The organism is Blastomonas sp. CCH9-A1 (genome assembly GCF_001557175.1).
Lineage (GTDB): Bacteria > Pseudomonadota > Alphaproteobacteria > Sphingomonadales > Sphingomonadaceae > Blastomonas > Blastomonas delafieldii_A.
In genome coordinates, this window is the sequence record NZ_LSHM01000071.1 from 47,493 (window position 1) to 66,696 (window position 19,204).

General features: G+C 59.9%; 14 protein-coding genes and 4 pseudogenes. 10 read left to right on the forward strand and 8 right to left on the reverse strand.

All coding sequences use genetic code 11. The annotated features are described in order from the left end of the window. Positions 1-80 precede the first annotated feature (80 nt). The 6 genes and pseudogenes from AX725_RS19305 to AX725_RS20715 all read left to right on the forward strand — a co-directional run. Positions 81-962, forward strand: coding sequence for a lytic transglycosylase domain-containing protein (locus tag AX725_RS19305; protein ID WP_052241776.1), 882 nt, complete (start codon positions 81-83; stop codon positions 960-962). 9 nt (positions 963-971) lie between these two features. Beyond that, on the forward strand, positions 972-1,559 hold the full coding sequence (locus AX725_RS19310; RefSeq protein ID WP_066114652.1) for a TrbI F-type domain-containing protein: 588 nt from the start codon (positions 972-974) through the stop codon (positions 1,557-1,559). Further along, a pseudogene (locus tag AX725_RS20705) lies at positions 1,546-2,025 on the forward strand (S26 family signal peptidase); the annotation flags it as partial. The gene AX725_RS19310 and the pseudogene AX725_RS20705, both read left to right, overlap by 14 nt. Before the next feature lie 58 nt (positions 2,026-2,083). After that, positions 2,084-2,416: pseudogene (gene traF, locus AX725_RS20710) on the forward strand (conjugal transfer protein TraF); the annotation flags it as partial. Further along, a complete protein-coding gene (locus AX725_RS19320; RefSeq protein WP_054735543.1) occupies positions 2,416-3,858 on the forward strand; it encodes a conjugal transfer protein TraH in 1,443 nt (480 codons plus the stop codon). The pseudogene traF and the gene AX725_RS19320, both read left to right, overlap by 1 nt. 12 nt (positions 3,859-3,870) lie before the next feature. Further along, positions 3,871-4,077 (forward strand): annotated as a pseudogene (locus AX725_RS20715) (conjugal transfer protein TraG N-terminal domain-containing protein); the annotation flags it as partial. A gap of 628 nt (positions 4,078-4,705) precedes the next feature. Here AX725_RS20715 and AX725_RS19330 read toward each other — a convergent pair. The 8 genes and pseudogenes from AX725_RS19330 to AX725_RS19365 form a co-directional block, all read right to left on the reverse strand. After that, positions 4,706-5,365: a hypothetical protein gene (locus AX725_RS19330; RefSeq protein WP_058539810.1), complete on the reverse strand. Its 660-nt coding sequence runs from the start codon at positions 5,363-5,365 to the stop codon at positions 4,706-4,708. 30 nt (positions 5,366-5,395) lie between these two features. Further along, positions 5,396-5,605 carry a hypothetical protein gene (locus AX725_RS19335; protein WP_058539811.1) on the reverse strand — a complete coding sequence of 70 codons (210 nt, stop codon included), beginning with the start codon at positions 5,603-5,605 and terminating at the stop codon, positions 5,396-5,398. 462 nt (positions 5,606-6,067) lie between these two features. Beyond that, positions 6,068-6,367: pseudogene (locus tag AX725_RS19340) on the reverse strand (transposase); the annotation flags it as partial. 136 nt (positions 6,368-6,503) lie between these two features. Further along, complete coding sequence (gene acs / locus AX725_RS19345; protein ID WP_230962461.1) at positions 6,504-8,786, reverse strand: acetate--CoA ligase; 2,283 nt, start codon at positions 8,784-8,786, stop codon at positions 6,504-6,506. Continuing rightward, positions 8,786-9,820 (reverse strand): zinc-dependent alcohol dehydrogenase, encoded by a 1,035-nt coding sequence (locus AX725_RS19350; RefSeq protein ID WP_066114660.1) that lies wholly within the window; start codon positions 9,818-9,820, stop codon positions 8,786-8,788. The genes acs and AX725_RS19350 overlap by 1 nt, the downstream gene beginning before the upstream one ends. Before the next feature lie 79 nt (positions 9,821-9,899). After that, complete coding sequence (adh, locus tag AX725_RS19355; protein WP_066114662.1) at positions 9,900-11,420, reverse strand: aldehyde dehydrogenase; 1,521 nt, start codon at positions 11,418-11,420, stop codon at positions 9,900-9,902. A 141-nt stretch (positions 11,421-11,561) separates the two neighbouring features. Next, a complete protein-coding gene (locus AX725_RS19360; RefSeq protein ID WP_231733314.1) occupies positions 11,562-12,530 on the reverse strand; it encodes a GAF domain-containing protein in 969 nt (322 codons plus the stop codon). A gap of 218 nt (positions 12,531-12,748) precedes the next feature. After that, positions 12,749-14,104: an IS1380-like element ISKpn23 family transposase gene (locus AX725_RS19365; protein WP_003168745.1), complete on the reverse strand. Its 1,356-nt coding sequence runs from the start codon at positions 14,102-14,104 to the stop codon at positions 12,749-12,751. Between the two features lie 188 nt (positions 14,105-14,292). On the opposite strand from AX725_RS19365, the gene AX725_RS19370 reads away from it, so the two are divergent. The 4 genes from AX725_RS19370 to AX725_RS19390 all read left to right on the forward strand — a co-directional run bounded on the left by AX725_RS19370 (position 14,293) and on the right by AX725_RS19390 (position 19,075). Continuing rightward, a complete protein-coding gene (locus AX725_RS19370) occupies positions 14,293-14,883 on the forward strand; it encodes a DUF1819 family protein (RefSeq protein WP_196490380.1) in 591 nt (196 codons plus the stop codon). Next, entirely contained in the window at positions 14,880-15,449 is a 570-nt protein-coding gene (locus tag AX725_RS19375; RefSeq protein WP_066114666.1) for a DUF1788 domain-containing protein, read from the forward strand. The genes AX725_RS19370 and AX725_RS19375 overlap by 4 nt, the downstream gene beginning before the upstream one ends. 5 nt (positions 15,450-15,454) lie before the next feature. Then, positions 15,455-17,656, forward strand: a complete 2,202-nt coding sequence (gene brxC / locus AX725_RS19380) for a BREX system P-loop protein BrxC (protein WP_155645699.1) — start codon at positions 15,455-15,457, stop codon at positions 17,654-17,656. 52 nt (positions 17,657-17,708) lie between these two features. Next, positions 17,709-19,075, forward strand: a protein-coding gene (locus tag AX725_RS19390; protein WP_120222458.1) for an IS3 family transposase whose coding sequence is annotated in 2 segments (ribosomal slippage) — positions 17,709-18,060 and positions 18,060-19,075 — 1,368 coding nt in all. Because the reading frame shifts where the segments join, the coding sequence is not laid out codon by codon here. Positions 19,076-19,204 lie beyond the last annotated feature (129 nt).

Consider the following 19,204-nt stretch of genomic DNA (forward strand, 5'->3'; position numbering starts at 1 on the left):
AGATTCTGGGCGATTGCCATGCGCCGCCTGTTCATTTAGAAAAGTGGGGCGATATCCGAACCACGCCGAAAGGTGTGGTCATGAAAAATCTTCTATTTTTGCTGGTCGCTTTGACGCCGACGCCATCATCGGCGCGCGAAGCCATGCTCGACGTGTTTGTGCCAGAGGCAAAACCGGATTTTGCTGTGCTCCGCCCACAGTTGCGCGGGGCGGTCGATCTCGAGCAATCAGTGGAAGTGCCTCCGGCTCCAGTGGATGCGTTTTCACCAGAGTTGCACGGCGACTTTGAGTTGGTCCCTCACAGCTTCACGATCAATCCCTATGCCGCGCGTCCCGCTGTTCCTTCGTGGATGCGGGCAGGTGCATCATTCATGAGCCCTGCTTCTTCACCATTCCGCCCTTCGCAGGATGACCCACTCTGCCAGTCCCGCAGCTTCTTCCCGCGATATGGTATCAGCGGCGATGCTCAGGCTCGCCGGACCGCCTATTTCAACCTGATCGTCGACGTCGCTTGCGATGCCGGCGTGCCCGTTGTTCTATTTGACGCCTTGCTGGCGCAGGAAAGCAGATATCGTCCCTTCGCCCGAAGCAGTGCCGGTGCGATGGGCATGGCTCAGCTTATGCCCGGTACGGCCCAATATCTGCGTGTCACCGACCCTTGGGATGTGCGGCAAAACCTTGTCGGCGGCGCGCGGTATCTGCGCGAGCAGTTGGATCGCTTCGGGACATGGGAGCTTGCACTGGCTGCCTATAATGCAGGCCCGGGACGCGTGGACCAATTTGGCGGTATCCCGCCGTTTCGTGAGACCCGCAACTATGTGCGTACGATCATGGGCTCAATTGGCATTCCGAATTCGACCGGCGGCGTGTCGCTGACTTCGGCAGCACTTCCCGCGCCCAATCCGTTTCGCAGGGTAATGCTTGCCTCATTCGATGGACGATCAGACGTCCCAGAACACTGAGAAACCGACGTGCCAAGCATAGTACACGCTGATTGCCAGGATGACTGGCGCGCCCTTGAGGTAGTTGAGCTGCCAGCGCAGCCACCCGCTTCGGCAAAGGCCTCACAGGTCAGACGTCGCAGTCGCTTTGCCGCGCTGTCGGCTCGTGAAATCCTCCTGTTCGCGGGCGCTGCGGCGACCTTTGTCTGGGGGGCCTGGGTGACCAAGAGTGTTGCCGCACAGGGGGCAGGGCAGCAGGAATTCGTCCAGCTTCAGCTGCAGGGCATCATCGGGGATTATCTCCAGGCACAGGCACGCTCGAATGCCGACGAGCAGACTGCTGCGCGGCAGACCGCTGTCTTCATGGCAGCGCTTGATGAGACTGTATCTGGCCTGTCGAAGTCCGGGAAAGTCGTGCTCGTTCATGAGGCGATCGTGGGCGGCGAGGTTCCCGACGTCACGCAGAGCGTGAAGACTGCCGTTTACGCAAAGGTTCCGCGTCCCCAACCCGCCCAAGCGCTTGGCGCCGCTCCCCAGGGTCAGGCGGCCCGCGTTGAACAAGAGATGCAGGCCTTCATGGCTGCCAATCAGGGGCGTCAGCGCGATGGCAAACCCTGATCCGCTCCCTCGTTCGGCTCAACGCAAGGGGTTTGCTCGGCTTTTGTCGGACAGTGAGCCCCCTGTGAAGACAGGTGCGACCAGACGCCTTTCGACCGGTGGCAGGCTTGTGGCGATCGCTGCTGTCTGTCTCGTTGCAGGTGCCCTCAGCGCAGCTTCGAAGTGGAGCGAGAACCACGCGTTGATGATCAACGTGACGGACTCGCTCCCGAACTGGGCGTTCGTGGTCGAGGCCAGGCGTTTTCCGGTGCGCGGGGACTATGTGGTTTTCCATCCCGGTCATGATCCCATTACGGTCAAGTATTTTGGGGCGAAGCCGGCGGCTTTCACCAAGATCGCTCTTGGTCTGCCGGGCGACATGGTGACGCGCATCGGGAATGATGTGCACGTCAACGGCAAGCGTGTGGCGACCATCAAACCGATGACGAAGCGCGGCGATCGTCTTGCCGCTGGCCCGCTCGGGGTTGTGCCGGAAGGCTGCATTTTTGCAGGCACACCGCACAAGGACGGGTTCGACAGCCGCTACCGAGCGCTACGGGGTCTTCTATTTCTACTCCTCATCCTGCTCGGCTTGCCGAACCTTTTCGCCGGTAATGCGGGCGCTGTCCGACACCTATGGGCTCGAGGTTCTCGCGGTCTCGATGGATGGCGGACCCAACGAAGCGTTCCCCAATTATGTCGTCGATAGCGGCCAGTACCAGCGCATGGGTCTGCAGGGCGGAGCTGTGCCGGCGCTGGTCCTTTTCGACACCCAGACACGCAAGCCGATTCCGATCGGCTACGGCGTGATGGCGGCCGACGATGTGATGCAGCGCATTTTCTACCTCACCCAGATTGAGCCCGGGAGTGACTACTGATGGCACGCCAGACCAAGCGCGGCTTTGCCGCCCGCCTCTTCCGCTCTTCGGGGACGGCCCTTGCCGTGCTTGCCGCTGCGAGTTTTGCGGCAGCCCCGGTCAGTGCCAATGTCGGGTCGGAGCTCAATAGCTTCTTTGACGACATGGGCGCTGCCGCCAATGCCACCGGCCCCGTCGCCTATCAGGGCCAGTCGGCAGGCTATTACTCGGGTGGCAACATCTGGACCCGTTTTCCGCAAAAGAACGTGAACCCGGTCAATCTGCAGCTGCCGGGGGTCAAAGCTGGATGCGGGGGCATCGACGTCTTCTCCGGCAGCTTCTCCTTCATCAACACCGACGAAATAGTGGCCATGCTGAAAGCGACTGCCAACAACGCGCTGGGCTTTGCCTTCCAGCTCGCAATCAAGTCAATCAGCCCGCAGATCGCCTCGACCATCGAGGAAATGGCACAGAAGGTTCAGCAGATGAACCAATTCAACATGAACAGCTGCGAAGTGGCGCAGAACCTCGTCGGCGGCTTGTGGGGCAAGTCCGATCGGATGTCCTCGGAGATTTGCAAGTCGGTCGGCAACAGCCAGGGGTTGTTCTCCGATTGGGCCAAGAGCCGCCATGAATGCGGGACAGGGGGGCAGCGTGCCTCGACGATCGCGGCCAACAGCGATCCCGACATTCCTGCACAGAGTTACAACTTCACGTGGGAGATGCTCAAGCAAAGCTACCCCAGTTTCTCGACCGAGTTTCGTGAGTACCTCATGACCTTCGTCGGAACGGTGATCTTCTACCAGGATGGCGATGCCAGTGGCAAACGCGGGTTCCAGTTCGTGGGGCAGGGCGACCGCGCCCTTCTGACCGCGCTTCTGGACGGTACCAGCTCGGTCACGATGCTGAATTGCGATACCAACGACAAGTGCCTCAACCCGACCACGCAGGCCATGTCGATTTCGGCGTCACAGGCGTTGAAACCCAGGGTCCGGGCGATGATCGAGAGCATGAACGCGAAGGTTCGCAGCAATGCCGCGCTCACCAGTGACGAAATCGGCTTGCTCGGGGCGACCACCATTCCACTCTACAAGATCATGACGGTCAACGCTGCCGCAACCCTCGGGGGCATGACCAGCAACGACATGAATGACCTCGCCGAAATCGTGGCGATGGATCTGCTCGATGCGCTTGCGCAGCAATATTATGGCTATGCCTCGCGCGGGGTAGGGACCTTCCAGAATGCCAATGAGGAAGCTCTTTCGCAGTGGCGCGATCAGATCAATTCGGTCCGACAGGTGCTCGACACATACTCGCAAGGCATGAAGCTGCGCCTCGACCGGACCCAGCATGTCGTTCAGCGCGCGGTGTTCCTCGAGGGCACGCTCAGGAACAATCTGTCGCCGCAGATGTCGGCCGCGCTGTCATTCAGCACGTCGCTTTCGCGCCAGGGCATCCAGTAGGGACCGCGTGCCATGATGGAGATATTCACGATCGGCGGGGGCGAATACATCGTCAATGTCTTCAACGCGGTATCCGCTTGGACAGGGGGAGGGGGCTTTCGCTCGCTGCTGCGCGTCGTGATGGTCATGGGCTTGATTTACACGCTGCTAGTGGTGGCGTTCAGCCTCAACTGGCGTGCCTGGTTCAACTGGTTTCTGGGGGCCACGCTCATGTATCTTACCCGCTCGGGCACGTCCTATGTCATCTCAACATTCTCGCAGAGCCAAGTTGAGGAATGGCGCCTTTCGTTGGGCGCAATCGTCGAGATCGGAGCAGTACGGTTGGCGCAGTCCGGGGGTGGAACTCTTGGCCCGCTTGCGGCATTCATCGACGAACGCATTCGAAACGTCCCTGTGAAACACGAGGATTTTTTTCTTGGTGCCATGGGGCTGACGCATATCGTCCTGGGTGGCAAGGAAAGCACCCTTGCCAACCTTGTCTCGCAATTCATCCCCCAGGCGTTTTTCCGCCTCCTTTGGATGGCAGATTCTTATGCTGTCCGCACAGGATTTCTAGTGGAGGCGAGCGACCAGTTTCTTGGATCTGCCAGGTCAGGCGACCTTGCGGGCGTTCGCGCAGCTAGCCGGATCTTCTTCGATGGCATCGCCCCTTCGCTCCAGACGCTCATCGAAAAGATGGGCGAGGGCATCTATCCGGTCAACGACCGCCAGGATGGGTTTCAGACGATCGAGGACAACATAGCCGGGTATCCAACCTATGCGGGCAGCTCCCGCACATTCACGCCGATTATAGAGCCTTTGGAAGAGGTCGGTCAGGTAGCCCTGCCGCTTTGCTGAGTGAGGCCTCCTACGCGATCACGGGCTCTCTCGGGTGGAGCCGCATGGCGACAGCTTCGGCTGCACAGTCCCGCGGTTCGGGCGTCCCGATGAGGTCCACAATGACATTAGCTGAACGTTTCATGCCCTCGAGGTCGGCAGCCTCAAGTCGAGCCGCAACTGCATAGGCGACCGCCAAACTGGCGTGTTTGACGTAATCTTCCATGAGGCGAAGCTCGCCGGTGGCGCTGACGATCGCCAGCATCATCCTGTTATGAGCAAGGCTCGTCCCAATCGTGTCCCCGCCATCCGCTTCTTCGAGGAAGTTCTCAGCCAAGGCGCGGATAACAGGTAGTGCCGGCGCGCAGTCCATGGACGACAGCCTGATGATTGCCGCGGCTTCGATTGCCGCTAGTTCGGCTATCTTATCATCGAGTTGCTTGCCGCTGGGCTGGTACCATTTGAAACGGGCCCAGTCCGTCTTAATGAAACCGGTGCTCCGCAGTTCCGCAAATGCGGCGGCACCCCAGTCTGCGTCCATTCCCACGATCGCGGCAAGCGAAGCTGGGTCAGTGCCCTCATATCCGAACTTGGAACTGATGCTGCAGCGCCGAATTTGCTCCATGCACGCGTCAGGGCTGATCGCCATCCGCTTGGCAGCTTCCTGGTAGAGCTCAATCCGTTTCGCCATGCGGCAATAGTAGCATGACGGCAATTCTCATCAATCGGCCTTTGGCCAATCGCCTCCGTGTACCTCACGCTCGTATTTCGAAATACGCTTCCATGCGATGGCGATTTCGTCAAATCCATCGTTCGAGAACAAGCGTTCGCACAGGCGGTCGATTTCGTGCGGGTCGTTAGGCAAGCTCTCGTCCTCACGGTACTTTGCGACCGCGTCCATTACTTTCAGAGCGTCGTCGTAGTTTGCCATTCGGTGCTCGTTTCGACCCTGTGATCGGTCGCATTGCTGTGGACCGTATGTCAAGACTGTATCACTAACTATCAAGGGTTTGCCGGTTGTTCGATTGGGCGCATTGCCGGTTGCATTGGCGTCGAGGCAAGCCTGTCGCGTGAAAGCGTTAGACTGCGCTGCGTTGGGTCGCGCTCAGCATCAAAACCCTTGAGTCGGTATGGCGCTCCTCTGCGAGGCGGACCGCCGCAAATCTTATGACCATACATTCCCCAAGTGGCATGCCGTCTGACGTGAGCTTCGCCTGAATCCGACCGCAGGACAATCATTTTCCGTCCCGAGCGGCGTCGTCGGGCGCGCAAGGCGCTGAGACAGGGCAGATCGGCCCGCGAAGCCGCCGTGTTGTGCCCTGGTGGCGGTGTTTTTCAGCGCAGCGGACAGACCCATCCTGCCGTTTTCGTTCAGTTTGGGCGTGGATGGCGGTCATGCGCATAGCGGAGGCGCTCGCAATCGGCGGATGGCGGCGAGGATGGCGCGGACCATCGGACCGGTGACGGCCACCTCGGCCAGCTGGAAGGTGATGGCGCGGGCATGGCGGACGACACGTGCCCCGATCTTGATCAGCTTCAGTTGCAGGCTGGTCAACGACCAGTCGGCCATCGTCTCGGGCAACTCGATGCAGCGCAAGAAGATGGCCAGGTTGTAGGCCAGCGCATGCAGTTGCAGTCGCACCTCATTGTCGCGGAACTTCCGGCATGACAGCCGCGTCCAGTGGAATCCCCATAGCTCGGCTCATGACCACCCCGGTTCGGGCATCGAAGACTTTCCGACGCCTGTCGGCGTCCGAAACTCTCAACGGAAGCGGTCAGTCCGGTTTCAGCCAAAATGCGTGCTTAGCGGCCGTAGCAATTCAAGAAACTTACGGTTCAATGCGCTTGGCCACCAGATTCTCGACCACCGCCGGTTCGGCCAGCGTCGAGGTGTCGCCCACTTCGCCGGGTTTCCCCTCGGCGATCTTGCGCAGGATGCGGCGCATGATCTTGCCCGAGCGGGTCTTGGGCAGGCCGGGGGCGAACTGGATCGCATCGGGCGTGGCGATCGGTCCGATCTCCTTGCGCACCCATGCCCTCAGCTCGTCGCGCAGCGCCGCGTCGCCTTCCTCGCCGGCATTGAGCGTGACGAACGCGTAAATGCCCTGGCCCTTGATATCGTGCGGCATCCCGACGACCGCCGCCTCGGCCACCCTGGGGTGCGCCACCAGCGCGCTTTCCACCTCGGCGGTGCCCATGCGGTGGCCGGAGACGTTGATCACGTCGTCCACCCGGCCGGTGATCCAGAAATACCCATCCTCGTCGCGCTGCGCGCCGTCGCCGGTGAAATATTTGCCGGGATAGGTGCTGAAATAGGTCTGGAAGAAGCGATCGTGATCGCCCCAGACGGTGCGCATCTGGCCCGGCCAGCTCTGTGTGATGACGAGATTGCCCTCGGTCGTGCCGTCCAGCACCTTGCCTTCTGCGTCGACCAGTTCGGGGAATACGCCCGGCAGCGGCCTGGTGGCTGAGCCGGGCTTCGTTTCCATCGCACCCGGAACCGGCGCGATCAGCGCGCCACCGGTCTCGGTCTGCCACCACGTATCGACGATCTCGCACCGCCCGCCACCGACCACGCGATGATACCATTGCCACGCCTCGGGATTGATCGGCTCTCCCACCGTTCCAAGCAGGCGCAGCTTCGAAAGGTCATGCCGCGTCACCGGCGCATCACCTTCGCGCATCAGTGCGCGGATGGCCGTGGGCGCGGTGTAGAACACGGTGACGCCCAGCCGCTCGCTGGTTTCCCAGAACCGCCCGGCATCGGGATAGGTCGGGACGCCGTCGAACATCACCGTCGCCACACCGTTGGAAAGCGGGCCGTAGACGACATAGGAGTGACCAGTGATCCAGCCGACATCGGCGGTGCACCATAACAGGTCGTCCTGCTTCAGGCCGAACAGCAGATCGGTGGTGAGCGTGACCCACAACAGATAACCGCCGGTGCTGTGCAGCACGCCCTTGGGCTTGCCGGTCGATCCGCTGGTGTAGAGAATGAACAGCGGATCTTCCGCATTCATTGGCTCGGGCGGACAATCGGCATCGACCCCTTTGCTCAAGTCGTGCCACCACCAATCGCGGCCCTCCTTGAGATCGACCTCGGTCGTCGTCCGCTGTACGACGATAACCGTTTCGACCCCGCCCGCCTTTGCACAGGCCGCGTCGACATTGGCCTTTAGGGGAACCGACCTGCCGCCGCGCCTGCCTTCATTGGCGGTGATAACGAGCTTGGCGCCGCAATCGGAAATACGATCAGACAGACTATCGGGTGAAAAGCCACCGAACACCACCGAATGTACCGCGCCGATTCGTGTGCAGGCAAGCATGGCGATCGCGGCTTCGGGTACCATCGGCATGTACAGGATTACCCGATCTCCCTTGGCGACTCCGCGGCCCTTCAACACATTGGCGAAACGACAGACTTCCGTATGCAGTTCGCGGTAAGTGAGGGTTCGCCCCTCGCCCGGCTCGTCCCCTTCGAAAACGATGGCGGCGTTGTCGCCACGGGCATCCAGATGGCGATCGAGGCAGTTGACCGAAACATTCAGTTCGCCGTCGGCAAACCAGCGAATGCCGAAGTCGGCTTTGTCGAAGCTGCTTTCGTTCGCGCGGGTCGGGAAGCTCTCCCAGTCGAGGCGGCGTGCCTGATTTAGCCAGAATGCGTCCGGGTCGCGGGCGATGTCATGATGCATCTGGCGTAGAGTATCGGCTTTGTCGATCATGCCGAGTTCCTTGTCGTCGAAGGCCCTGCTGCGAACGAGGAGACGGCGCTCGGTCCCGTTATCGAGGCTGAACATCCCGCCCCGTCCATCGACCGCATCGAGGATCAATTGGGTGTGTTTCCAAGCCGCGAATTGCGCGCTGCCGATATAGACCGGGATATCGCCGACCTTGCCGATCAGCACGTCGCGCTCGCCGATGCGGAATTCGGCGCGCGGATAGATCATCGGGCTCGATCCGTCGCAGCAACCGCCCGACTGGTGGACCAGCACCGGGCCGTGACGGTCGACGATTTCGGCCAGCAGCGCCGCTCCCGCCTCGGTGGCAATCACACGGCGAACCAAAGCGGCCCGCCCCATTTTTCCCTCGTCCTGCTCGTCACCGTTCGCCATTATACGGTCAGGTCGAGGACGACCCGCCCTTCGATCTGGCCCTGCCGCATACGGTCGAACACCGAGTTGATGTCTTCGAGACCGGCAGTCGAGATCGTCGCCTTCACCTTGCCGTCGCCAGCGAATTCGAGCGATTCCTGCAGGTCCAGCCTGGTGCCGACGATGGAGCCGCGTATGGTAATACCGTTCAGTACCATGCCGAAGATGTTGAGCGGGAAATCACCCGGCGGCAGGCCGTTAAGCGCGACGGTGCCGCCGCGCCCGATCATGCCGACCGCCTGTTCAAAGGCCTTTTCGCTCACCGCGGTCACCAGCGCGCCGCGCGCGCCTCCGCTGGTCAATCGCCTTACCGTCGTGGCGGGATCATTGTCCGTCCGTGCGTTGACCGTCTCCACCGCACCGAGCCTGCGGGCGAGGTCGAGTTTGGCGTCGTCGACGTCGACGGCGACCACCTTCATCCCCATGGCCACCGCATATTGTACCGCCATATGGCCGAGACCGCCGATGCAGGAGATGACGACCGCATCGCCGGGCCGGGTATCGGTCATCTTCAGGCCCTTGTAGACCGTCACGCCCGCGCACAACACCGGCGCGATTTCGTTGAAGCCGACATTGTCCGGCAGGTGGCCGACATAATTGGGGTCGGCCAGCACGTAGTCGGCGAACCCGCCATTGACCGAATAGCCGGTGTTCAACTGGCTTTCGCACAGCGTCTCCCATCCACCGAGGCAGTGCGTGCAGTGACCGCAAGCGGTGTAGAGCCAAGGCACGCCGACCCGGTCGCCTTCCTTCACGTGGGTCACGCCCTTGCCCACAGCGGAGACAAAGCCCACGCCTTCGTGGCCCGGGATAAAGGGCGGCTCGGGCTTTACCGGCCAGTCGCCTTCTGCGGCGTGGAGGTCGGTGTGACACACACCGGAGGCCTGAATGGCAACCTGGATCATGCCGGGCTGGACCTCGGGAACCGGAACTTCCTCGATCCGCAGTGGCTCGCCAAAGGCGCGCACGACGGCGGCTTTCATGGTCTTGCTCATGACATCTCTCCTGTAGTTTTATCGTTCGAAGGCCGGGCGGCGGGCGAAACTCCGCGTCGCCGTGCCCGGGCTGTTCGCCTCAGAAGAAGCCGAGCTTCTTCGGGCTGTAGCTGACCAGCATGTTCTTGGTCTGCTGATAGTGGTCGAGCATCATGCGGTGGTTTTCGCGCCCGATGCCGGACTGCTTGTATCCCCCGAAGGCCGCGTGGGCAGGGTAGGCGTGATAGCAATTCGTCCACACGCGACCGGCTTCGATCGCGCGGCCGAACCGGTAGCAGGTGTTCGCATCGCGGCTCCACACGCCGGCACCAAGGCCATACAGGGTATCGTTGGCGATCTGGAGCGCTTCCTCGTCGTCCTTGAAGGTGGTGACGGAGACGACCGGGCCGAAGATTTCCTCCTGGAAGATGCGCATCCGGTTATTGCCCTTGAAGATCGTCGGCTCGACGTAATAGCCGTCGGCGATCTCACCTTCGAACCGAGCGGCCTTACCGCCGGTCAGCAATTCGGCGCCTTCCTGTTTGCCGATGTCGATATAGGAGAGGATCTTTTCCTGCTGCTCGGACGATGCCTGCGCCCCGATCATCGTCGCCATATCAAGCGGATTGCCTGCGACGATCGCTTCGGTGCGCGCGATCGCCTTTTCCATGAACCGGTCGTAGATGCTCTCGTGGATCAGCGCGCGGCTGGGACAGGTGCAGACCTCGCCCTGATTAAGCGCGAACATGACGAAGCCTTCGATGGCCTTGTCGAAATAATCGTCATCCTCGCGGCACACGTCGGAGAAGAAGATATTCGGGCTTTTGCCGCCGAGCTCCAACGTCACGGGAATGAGGTTCTCGCTCGCATACTGCATGATCAGGCGACCGGTCGTCGTCTCTCCGGTAAAGGCGATCTTGGCGATCCGGTTGCTGCTGGCAAGCGGCTTGCCTGCCTCAAGGCCGAACCCACTGACAATGTTGAGGACGCCGGCGGGAAGCAAGTCTGCGACCAGCTCCATCCATACGAGGATCGAAGCCGGGGTCTGTTCGGCCGGTTTCAGCACCACGCAGTTTCCGGCCGCGAGCGCTGGCGCCAGTTTCCATGCCGCCATGAGGATCGGGAAGTTCCAAGGGATGATCTGACCGACCACGCCAAGCGGTTCGTGGAAATGGTAGGCAACCGTATCGTGATCGATCTCGGAAATGCTGCCCTCCTGCGAACGGATGCAACCCGCGAAATAGCGGAAGTGATCGATGGCCAGCGGAATATCGGCCGCCATCGCCTCGCGCAGCGGCTTCCCGTTATCCCATGTCTCCGCGATCGCCAGCTTTTCGAGGTTCTCCTCCATTCGGTCAGCGATGCGATTGAGGATCTGGGCGCGCTCGCCCGCGCTGGTGCGGCCCCAGGATTGCTTTGCGGCGTGCGCGGCATCGAGCGCCGCCTCGACGTCGGCCGCCTGACTACGCGCGATCTTGCCGACCGGTTTGCCGGTCACCGATGAAATGTTGTCGAAATAGCGCCCGTCTTTCGGGGCCACCCACTTCCCGCCGATGAAATTGTCGTAACGCTCCGCGAACGGTGCCGCCATTGATGTGGCGGGATTGGTCTGCATGTCCATGATATCATCCTCTCGAAATCGCCGGGCCCTCCCGGTCGCGAGGATGATGGTTCCGTCAAACCTAATGGATTAACAGAGGGCGCCATTGGTGAGGAGGTGAGACTGTCTCACTATTGAGACAGTCGGGCCGTGCTTTTCAAATCAATCGCGCAACAGGCCCGCCTTATCCATTCGGCGATAAAGCGTGGCCCGACCAATACCGAGCAATTTCGCCGCCTTCGTCGCATTCCCGCTAGCCTGCGCCAGCGCCTGCCGCAGCACGGCTCTTTCCGAGTCGTGGAAGGAAATGCTTTCGTCGCGCCCGAGAATGTCCGAAGCCGTCCGGCGTGCTTCGAGACAGGCATCCGTAAGCCCGAAGCGATGTCGCGCCGCAAAGGTCGCGCCAACTACGAGATCGTCGCGATCGACTGCCAGAAGGGCCGCATCGCCGCCGGGCAAATTGGCGTCGATGATCCGGTGTGCGGCGAAATGCTTGCGGAACACGCCGCTCTCGATCCGGCGCGCCGCATCCTGCACGATCTTCTGTACCAATATGCCCATTGCAGCGCTGTGATCGTCGCGACAGTTCGAGATGTCGAGCGCACCGACAAGTCGGCCGGTCGCATCGCGAACCGGTGCGTCCATGCAGCTTATGCCGATATTGCGGGTGGCGAAATGCTCGTCGCGGTGGATCGTGACGGGCCGCCCCTCAATCAGGCAAGTGCCGATACCGTTGGTGCCTTCGCGGCTTTCGCTCCAAACCCCGCCAGGGGTCAGACCGACCCGGTCGAAGAGTTCGCGATCACCTGCTAGGCTGCGCGCTTCTAGAACGACACCGTCATTATCGGACAGCATGACGGCACAGCCGGTCGCGGAAACGGTCTGGAACAGCTGGTCGAGAAGAGGCCGCGCGACATCCAGCATCAACTCGTGGCGCTGTCTCCGTTGAGTAAGGTCGCTACCGGAGACGAGCTCCAGCGTGCGATTGGCCCCGGCGTCGAGGCCGTGCTTGAGGCTGGAACGACACCAACTCGCCGCGACAAGCGAATGCGCGGCACTGGACGAGGATTGCAAAACCTCTTCGACAATCGCTTCGTGTCGCTTTCCCATCGTCTCCGGATATCGCAACATATATTCCCCAAGTGGCATGCCGTCTGACGTGAGCTTCGCCTGAATCCGACCGCAGGACAATCATTTTCCGTCCCGAGCGGCGTCGTCGGGCGCGCAAGGCGCTGAGACAGGGCAGATCGGCCCGCGAAGCCGCCGTGTTGTGCCCTGGTGGCGGTGTTTTTCAGCGCAGCGGACAGACCCATCCTGCCGTTTTCGTTCAGTTTGGGCGTGGATGGCGGTCATGCGCATAGCGGAGGCGCTCGCAATCGGCGGATGGCGGCGAGGATGGCGCGGACCATCGGACCGGTGACGGCCACCTCGGCCAGCTGGAAGGTGATGGCGCGGGCATGGCGGACGACACGTGCCCCGATCTTGATCAGCTTCAGTTGCAGGCTGGTCAACGACCAGTCGGCCATCGTCTCGGGCAACTCGATGCAGCGCAAGAAGATGGCCAGGTTGTAGGCCAGCGCATGCAGTTGCAGTCGCACCTCATTGTCGCGGAACTTCCGGCATGACAGCCGCGTCCAGTGGAAGGCATATTTACCTTCCTTGATGTGCTGCTCGGCGGTGCCGCGCTGGTTATAGAACCGCACCACCCAGTCGGGCTCCATCGGCAGGTTGGTGACGATGAAGCCGACACGCGGGAACAGTTCGCCCGGATGCCATTCGATCTTGGCGATCACCCGGCGTTCCTTGTCCCAGGATGCCGCCTGATACTCGAAGTCTTCGTAGAAGCGCTTGACCTTGGTCAGCGAAGGTCGCCCGACAGGGCGCGTCAGCCGATGCGCGATCTTCTCGCGCAGGACGTTGTTCGCAGGCAGCCGGATGGCGTAGAAGAATCGGGCTTCTTCCAGCCGCTCATAGATCGCGGGGATCGCGTAGGCGGCGTCAGCCCGGAAGAACCGGCCGCAAAGGTCGCGCTCCGCGTAGCGGGCGATGACGGGGTCGAGAACGTCCCGCCAGCCATCGGCGCTGTGGACGTTGCCATGGCGCAAGGCGCAGCGCTCCAGCATGCCGAACTGGTTGAACAAAAAGTTCGGGTGATAGCAGGTGCAGTCGAAATGCCCGTTCCAGGCCGCGCCCTCCTGATCGCCATGGGTGGGGCTGACCGAACTGTCCATGTCCAGAACGATGTACTTCAGCCCGTTACGGTCATGGAACCGGTCGATCCATTGGCCATTCAGGTCGGCCAGCGCGGCACGGTTCTCGGGCTGTGCCAGTGTCTCGGTCTCGAACCGTCCCATCTGCGAGGCCGAGGCCGCTTGCGCATCGACAGCCCTTCCACCCACGACCTGGCGCATCACCGGATCGAGGGCCAGGCGGTCGGCGTCGTTCACATCCTCGTATCCGGCCAGTCGCCCGAACACCGATTGCCGGAACAACCCGTCAAGCCGGTGGACCGTGTTCTTGCCGCGCCGGGTGTCGCGCAATGCTTTTGCCGCCAGATCGGACAGCCCGAGCGCGTCATCCAGCTCGCGCATCACCAGCAGGCCGCCGTCGGAACTGAGCTGCGCACCTCGGAACTCCACATGCACCCGGCGGTCGAACTCGACCCGATCTGCCCGCTTCGAACCCGCACCCTCTGGGTGATCCATCAAACGCGCCCCTCACGGCCATCAACACCATGATTTATATCGGAAATATTGAGATCCTGACAGCAAAATCAGCGATTTACTTGGGGAATGTGGGATGACTAGTATCGTCACCTCCGCACATTGGCTGTTCAGATTCGCTACGAATCTGCTAGATGAACGTTGGGCTGAGATTCTAATGGGATATCATTTTGCGCTACAAAGCAGACATCGCAGGAGGCTCCCTAAAGCTCTACGAATCAAGAGTTATCGCCGGGTTGCTGCTCGAATCTGTTTCAGCGGAAAAATGGAAGCAAGCGATCGAAGTCGAGAATGTGCTGCAGAAAACATCTCTGGGGACAGCAAAGCGCCAGGCCAGCCTTATTCGAACACGCCTCAAAACAATGACGCCTGACCATTGGCGGTTGGTTCGAGATGGTTCGAAACCCTTGGCCACCCAATCCGTGTTTGCGGCAGCAATCTCGCACAGCCAGTTGCTGAAGGATTTTTTGCTGCTCTTTGTTTGCGACCAATTTCGCACTGGCAACCTGGAATTGACCCGTCGCCATTGGCGCACGTTTGTAGCTTCGTGCCGAGAGCGTGATCCTGAAATGCCGATCTGGACACAATCTACCACTGACAAATTGGGCGACAGTGTTTTTCAGATTCTGACGGAGGTTGGAATGCTTTCCGATGGTTCTAAACCATTGCTCCAGCGGGTTCATTACCAGCCTGAAATAATGAGTTATCTTCACGAGCATAAATGCGACGAAGTCGTTCGCGCTATGCAGGCTTTCATATGACAAACTTACAGGCTCGGCTCGATCGTATTCGAGATAGGATCACGTCCGAGGAATTTCTGCACGGTCGCGGCCTCGGTAATGATGTGCCTTTCTACGCGTTCGATTATCCCAGCGTGTCGGAGCAGCAAGTCAACAATCACATCGAATGGCTGCTTGAGGATCTTGCCCGGAAAACTGGACTTAAGATTGGCGTGGTCAACATGTTCGAGTTGGCCGTTGAGCAACTGAAGAAGCGTGACCTTTATGCGAAGGCATTGGCAATGGAGAAAGCCAAAGGGGTTAGCTCGTTGCTCAGTGCGCTCAAGGGTCCACTCGAGCCCGGGAAAATGGCGGCTGCCTTGCTGGATAAATTTGGCGGCATGACGCTCGACATGCTGTTTTTGACAGGCGTGGGCCCGGCATACCCGTTGATTAGGACACATAGCCTTCTCAACAACCTTCAACCTCTGTTGGGTAGCGTCCCTCTAGTGCTATTCTTTCCTGGGCGATTTAGCGGCCAGAGCCTTCAATTGTTCGGTGATATGCAAGAAACGCCGTACTATCGCGCATTTAGATTGGTGGATTGATGCTCATGAATATCGAAAGTATTTTCACCAAAGACATCAATCGTCCGATCAATGGTGTTATCAAGGCCGATCAGCGCGACAAAGCCTATAACGAACTTGAAGAGTACGTGATCACCAAAGAGGTGGATCGGCATTTGCGTCAGTTCGTAAACGCCTTTCTTCAGGGGATTGACAGCAGGAATGACGCTGAGGTTTCCGCAAGGATGGGCGTCTGGGTCTCCGGTTTTTTCGGATCAGGCAAATCCCATTTCATCAAGATTTTGTCCTACCTGCTGGCCAATGATGCGGTTACGGAAGACGGCAAACCTGATCGTGTGCCCCTCGACTTCTTCATTGAGAAGGCCGCTGGCGACAGCGCCTTTCAGGGCGATTTGCGGCGAATGGCAAACGCCCAGACCGAGGTTATACTCTTCAACATTGATAGCAAGGCGGAACAAAATCACAGCCGGGATGCCATTCTTCAAGTTTTCCTGAAGGTTTTCAACGAGCACCTCGGATACTGTGGGGATCACCCGGAAGTCGCCCACATGGAGCGTTTTCTGGATGGCAAGGGGAAGTTCCAAGCATTTATCGATGTGCTGGCCGCCGACCATAACCTTGACTGGAGAGCGGAGCGCGATTCCTACCAATTCTATGGCTCGGAGGTCGCTGCGGCGCTGAGCAAGGTTCTCAGCCAACGGATCGAGGACCCTCAAGCGTGGATTGACAACCTCGATAAAGGTCTGGCCCTGACCATCGAGAACTTCGCCAAGTGGGTCAGGCAGTACCTTGATCAATCGGGCGGGGCAAAGCGCTTGGTCTTTCTTGCCGACGAGGTTGGCCAGTTCATCGGCGGCCAGTCCCAGCTCATGCTCAACCTCCAGACGATAACGGAAAATCTTGGTACTGTCTGCGATGGCCGGGCCTGGGTTGTGGTCACTTCGCAGGAGGACATTGAAGCGGTCGTTGGAGGAGCATTCGAGAAGGATCGCAGCAAGGACTTCTCGAAGATCCAGGGTCGGTTCACGACGCGCCTTTCACTTTCGGGAGCAAACGCGGATGAGGTCATTCAGCGACGTCTGCTCGAGAAGGCCCCCGCTGCCCAAGACGCCTTGAAAGCCTTGTTCCGCGAAAAGGGAGACATCCTACGCAATCAGATCACGTTTCGTGATTCAGGCATCACGCTGCGTTCCTTTGGTGATGCGGATGGTTTCGTCGAATGCTACCCATTCGCTCCATATCAATTCCTGCTGGTCCAGAAGATTTTCGAAGCCAGTCGTCAATTCGGCGCGACCGGCGGTCACCTTTCGAAGGGTGAGCGCTCAATGCTGGATGCATTCCAGACTGCTGCGAAGGCCATCAAGGACAAGCCTATCGGGGCGCTCGTCCCGCTGGACGCCTTTTACCCCGCAATTGAGAGCTTTCTGGAAGGTGTCGTCCGCACGGCGATCGGCAGGGTAGAGAACATTGCAGACCGCAGCGACTTTGATGCGCGAGTTCTGAAGACGCTGTTCCTCATTCGCTATGTCGAGGAAGTCCCTGCAAATATCGATAATTTGGTCACGTTTTTCGTGGACGAGGTCGACGCGGACAAGCGAGCGCTGAGGTCAGAGATTGAGCAGAGCCTGCTTCGGCTCGAGCGTGAAACGTTGATCAGCCGCAATGGCGATCTCTACTTCTTCCTGACGAACGAAGAGCGGGATATCAACAAGGAGATCAAAGATCAGGACTACAGCCAAGCGGACCTCAACCGCCTGCTTGGCGACGTCATTTTCGAAGACGTATTGCGAGATCGCCGTTATCGCCATGCCGCCAACGGGAAGGATTTCGATCTCACCCGGTTGATCGACCTGACGCCCTTTGGCAACCGGGTAGAGGGCAGCTTGATCCTCTCGGTTCTGACCCCTCTGGCGCCAGACTTTGGCACCTTCAACGACGCGCGGTGCATCGAGTTGAGTGTGGATGGCTCCGTCGGGCAGGTCGTCGTCAAGTTGCGCGACGATCAGAAGCTGTCAGACGAGATCACCGCTTACATCAAAACAGAGGCCTACCTGCGCCTCAAATCTGATGGCTCACTGCCACAGACAACCAAGCGCATTCATGACGACAAGCGCCTGGAAAACTCACAACGCCGCAATCGCATCAGCACTTCGCTCACGCAAATGCTGGAGGAGGCGAAATTTTATGTGCTGGGCTGTCCCCCGTCAGCACCAATGGCACAGATTTGAGGTTGTGATTTAAGGAGGGTTGGGGCTTCGTCGTAGTGACGAAGGAACGAAGATGAAGACCCAACCCTCCGTGAAAAAATCCCCTCCCAAGAAGGCCCCAGCTGAGCGGGTGGTCAAGGATATCCGCCGAGCAACCCGGCGCCATTTCTCTGCCGAAGAAAAGATCCGCATCGTGCTGGACGGCCTGCGTGGTGAGGACAGCATCGCAGAGCTGTGCCGCAAGGAAGGCATCGCCCAGAGCCTGTATTACACTTGGTCGAAGGAGTTTATGGAAGCAGGTAAGCGCCGGTTGGCCGGTGATACCGCCCGTGCCGCGACCACTGGCGAGGTGCAGGATCTGCGCCGCGAAGCCCGCGCCCTGAAGGAATGCGTGGCCGACCTGACGCTGGAAAACCGTTTGCTCAAAAAAAGCATGATCGCGGATGGGGGCGACGAAGAATGAGGTATCCCGCATCCGAGAAGCTCGAGATCATCAGGATCGTCGAGCAGTCCCACCTGCCTGCCAAGCGAACGCTGGACCAACTCGGCATCGCCCGGCGGACGTTCTACCGCTGGTATGACCGCTACCTCGCAGGCGGCCCGGAGGCGTTGGCGGATCGGCCATCGGCTCCAGGCCGGGTGTGGAACCGGATCGCGCCCGAGGTGCAGGACCAGATCGTCGAAATGGCGCTGGAGCAGTCCGAGCTGTCACCGCGCGAACTGGCGGTGCGATTTACCGATGAGCGCCAATACTTTGTGTCCGAAGCTACGGTTTACCGCCTGCTCAAGGCCCACGATCTGATCACCAGCCCGGCATACGTCGTGGTGAAAGCGGCTGATGCGTTCCATACCAAGACGACCCGGCCGAACGAGATGTGGCAGACCGATTTTACCTACTTCAAGATCATCGGGTGGGGCTGGATGTATCTCTCCACCGTGCTCGACGACTTCTCGCGCTACATCATCGCCTGGAAGTTGTGCACCAACATGCGGGCCGAGGATGTGACCGACACGCTGGATGTAGCGTTGGTCGCATCCGGATGCGACAGCGCCACGGTGTTGCACAAGCCCCGGCTGCTCAGCGACAATGGTCCCAGCTACATCGCGGGCGAACTGGCTGAATACATCGAGGCCAACAAGATGAGCCACGTGCGCGGCGCCCCGATGCACCCCCAGACCCAGGGCAAGATCGAGCGCTGGCACCAGACCCTTAAAAACCGCATCCTGCTCGAGAACTACTTCCTGCCCGGCGACCTTGAGGCCCAGATCGAGACCTTCGTCGAGCACTACAACCACCGCCGATACCACGAGAGCCTAAACAACGTGACGCCCGCAGACGCCTACTTCGGCAGGGCACCAGCCATCATCAAACAACGCGAAAGGATCAAGCGACAGACCATTGAACATCGGCGCTTGCAACACCGTAAGCTCGCCGCCTAAAACCCAACAACAGACGAGGCCCGCACTCCGCTAATTTACGCCGCGACCTGTGCCAAATGTTCTGACGACGGACAAAACCCTCGAAAGCATGTTTTCGAACACCCTATCAAAGCGACAGGGTTTGTCGAT

Coding starts and splice junctions, on each gene's coding strand:
- AX725_RS19305 (WP_052241776.1), top strand. CDS start 81: ATGAAAAATCTTCTATTTTTGCTGGTCGCTTTGACGCCGACGCCATCA.
- AX725_RS19320 (WP_054735543.1), top strand. CDS start 2,416: ATGGCACGCCAGACCAAGCGCGGCTTTGCCGCCCGCCTCTTCCGCTCT.
- AX725_RS19330 (WP_058539810.1), bottom strand. CDS start 5,365: ATGGCGAAACGGATTGAGCTCTACCAGGAAGCTGCCAAGCGGATGGCG.
- AX725_RS19335 (WP_058539811.1), bottom strand. CDS start 5,605: ATGGCAAACTACGACGACGCTCTGAAAGTAATGGACGCGGTCGCAAAG.
- acs (WP_230962461.1), bottom strand. CDS start 8,786: ATGGCGAACGGTGACGAGCAGGACGAGGGAAAAATGGGGCGGGCCGCT.
- AX725_RS19350 (WP_066114660.1), bottom strand. CDS start 9,820: ATGAGCAAGACCATGAAAGCCGCCGTCGTGCGCGCCTTTGGCGAGCCA.
- adh (WP_066114662.1), bottom strand. CDS start 11,420: ATGGACATGCAGACCAATCCCGCCACATCAATGGCGGCACCGTTCGCG.
- AX725_RS19360 (WP_231733314.1), bottom strand. CDS start 12,530: ATGTTGCGATATCCGGAGACGATGGGAAAGCGACACGAAGCGATTGTC.
- AX725_RS19365 (WP_003168745.1), bottom strand. CDS start 14,104: ATGGATCACCCAGAGGGTGCGGGTTCGAAGCGGGCAGATCGGGTCGAG.
- AX725_RS19375 (WP_066114666.1), top strand. CDS start 14,880: ATGACAAACTTACAGGCTCGGCTCGATCGTATTCGAGATAGGATCACG.
- brxC (WP_155645699.1), top strand. CDS start 15,455: ATGAATATCGAAAGTATTTTCACCAAAGACATCAATCGTCCGATCAAT.